Here is a 2,462-nt window from a genome sequence, read left to right as displayed (position 1 = left end):
GCGGTTAAGACACCGCCCTTTCACGGCGGTAACACGGGTTCGAATCCCGTACGGGTCATCTTAAAAGCAGTTTGCATTTGCAAACTGCTTTTTATTTATCTTAGATAGTTTTGGTAGATACTACTTTTAGTATGTTCTAGCATATGTATAAAAGGTGCGCTTTTTATATATTTCTTCTTCAAACACACACCTGGAGAACTCCGTCATATCAAGGATGTATAAAAAGCTGCATATCTGAGATTACATTCCATTGGTAAACCCCTTGCGCCACAAGGGGTTCTTTTTGAGGTGTGTTCCGGAAAGAGGTATTATATTAACTAAAAATGTATGGAGTATACAACTTAAAAACAGAAAAAACTACCCTGGTGTGTGATAGGGTAGTTTTTTCTGTTTCATGAATGGTAATCAATTGTTAGCTGACGTTGCAGAGCGTCTTGGGTAGTTTGCTCGAAAGGAATAATTTTATTCGATAATATAATAAAAATAGGGTATTTATTTAGTACAAGCCATTCTTAATTTACATATTATATAGGGTATACCTGCAGGTTACTCTCTTTCATAGTCCTGTTTTTCAAGTGAAAACAGGAGTTTTTTTATTTCTGATAAAATCTATTTGCTAACTAATAATGCATACCTTATACATCTTTGAAATAAAAAAACTAAAAATTAGTAAGTTATTAGCTTACTATCTTGTTGGAATTATTTACTCCTAGATTTTTAAATTTTCTATGATTATGGTTATTAACGGAAGTACTATACATACATAAATAAATATTGGGAGAGAGAATTATGAAAAAACAACTAATAGTATCTGCACTAGCTTTATCTATTATTGGTGGAGTTTCATCAACAAATGCAAGTGCAATGACTATGTATAAGGAACCACCTTTTGAAGCATACAAAGTGGCTAAAGGGGATAGTCTTTTCTTTATTGCCAAACGTTACGGGTTAGATTACAAAAAACTGATGGAATTAAATCCAAAAGTTGATCCTTACAACATGGAATTAGGATCAATTATTCGTTTAAAATCTGAAGCTTCGGTTACTAAACCAACAGCTTCAAGTTCAGAACTAAGCGCTTATGAACAAGAAGTTGTTACATTAGTCAATCAAGAACGTGCAAAAGTTGGTTTACCAGCTTTAAAGGTTGATAATCAGCTAGCTAAAACGGCTCGTCTTAAATCTCAGGATATGCACGATAAGAAGTATTTCGATCACACATCTCCAACTTATGGTTCACCATTTGATATGATGAAAAAATTCGGTATCACTTATAAAACAGCTGGTGAAAATATTGCTTACGGTCAGAAAACACCTGCTGAAGTAATGAGTGCATGGATGAATAGTCCAGGTCATAAAGCAAATATCTTAAGCAAAGACTTTACTCATATTGGAGTAGGTTACGTACAAGATGGTAGCTATTGGACACAACAATTTATTGGTAAGTAATAAAGAAAAACTAGGCTCCTCTTTTGAGCCTAGTTTTTTTGTATGCATAGCAATTAAGTTAGAGTTTTACATCTCTAACTGCTTCAAAACGTGTAGTTGCACTGTCTGCAACAATTTCACCAGTTACACTACTAACGACAAATACCTCTACTATATCTCCGGCATTTAACTGAATGATAGTAGAAACAGCTACATCATTATCAAATTGGATTGTGCTAAAAAAGTCATTGTCTCGAGCTACATCATTACCATTTACTTGAATGATTAGTAGTACTCTATAAGGGTTGTTAAAGTTATTAGGGTCAAATTGAACGCTCGCAATGATGGAATATACCCCATCTTTTTTTGGAATAAATGTAGAGCTACCAGGATTATATTCATTTGCTAAATCAAATTGTTCATTTGGAAATCTAACTTTTACGCGAGTGTTTGCAGGAACATTTTGATCATTAGTTGTATTAACAGCTCTGAACGCTGATTTTTTTACTTCATTTTCCTTGCAATCATGCCATTCTTCGGAATTTGATCCTTTTATATATTTCTTCTCATAATATTCACTCATTTTAATCACCTTCTTCAATTTATATATATATGGTATTCATCAAGAGGAAGCTTGTTTGTATGCTTGTCCTAATACTTTAAATTATTTATTGATAAAACAGAAAAAACTACTGTTCATCGCCAAGCAGCAGTTTTTTCTTTAAGATAATAGTAATATAGGAACTCAGGATCTATTGGAAGAGCAGGGGTATGCTCATTTCTATAATATGAAAAGTAATAAAAAGGGTTTGGACAAGTGTTTATTCTATCTAAAATTTCTACTATTAAAGCCCTTAATAGTAAGAGCTTTTTTTATTTTGCTCTTATAAAATCCATTATGTTAACTAACTTTGTATATCTTATACAGCTTACAAACAGAAAAAACTACCCTGGTGGTGGGGACTGACCCCTGATTTCGAGACAGGGATCAAAACACCTTTTAAACAGCCAGTTGTCGGTATTGTACCGGTGAC

General features: G+C 33.3%; 2 protein-coding genes. One reads left to right on the top strand and one right to left on the bottom strand.

Features of this window, described 5'->3' with window-relative positions; translation table 11 throughout:
* Positions 1 to 789: 789 nt before the first annotated feature.
* A complete protein-coding gene (locus ACFX4G_RS28135) occupies positions 790 to 1,449 on the top strand; it encodes a CAP domain-containing protein (RefSeq protein WP_377578371.1) in 660 nt (219 codons plus the stop codon).
* Positions 1,450 to 1,507: 58 nt separating this feature from the next.
* Here the strand turns inward: ACFX4G_RS28135 and ACFX4G_RS28130 are convergent, their stop codons facing one another.
* The gene (locus ACFX4G_RS28130) at positions 1,508 to 2,011 is read right to left on the bottom strand and encodes a hypothetical protein (RefSeq protein ID WP_377578368.1); all 504 of its coding nucleotides are present in this window, start codon (positions 2,009 to 2,011) and stop codon (positions 1,508 to 1,510) included.
* Between the last annotated feature and the right edge of the window lie 451 nt (positions 2,012 to 2,462).

The organism is Priestia sp. YIM B13486, from assembly GCF_042787865.1.
Classification (GTDB): Bacteria; Bacillota; Bacilli; order Bacillales; family Bacillaceae_H; genus Priestia; species Priestia megaterium.
This window is presented reverse-complemented; position numbering and strand designations above follow the sequence as displayed.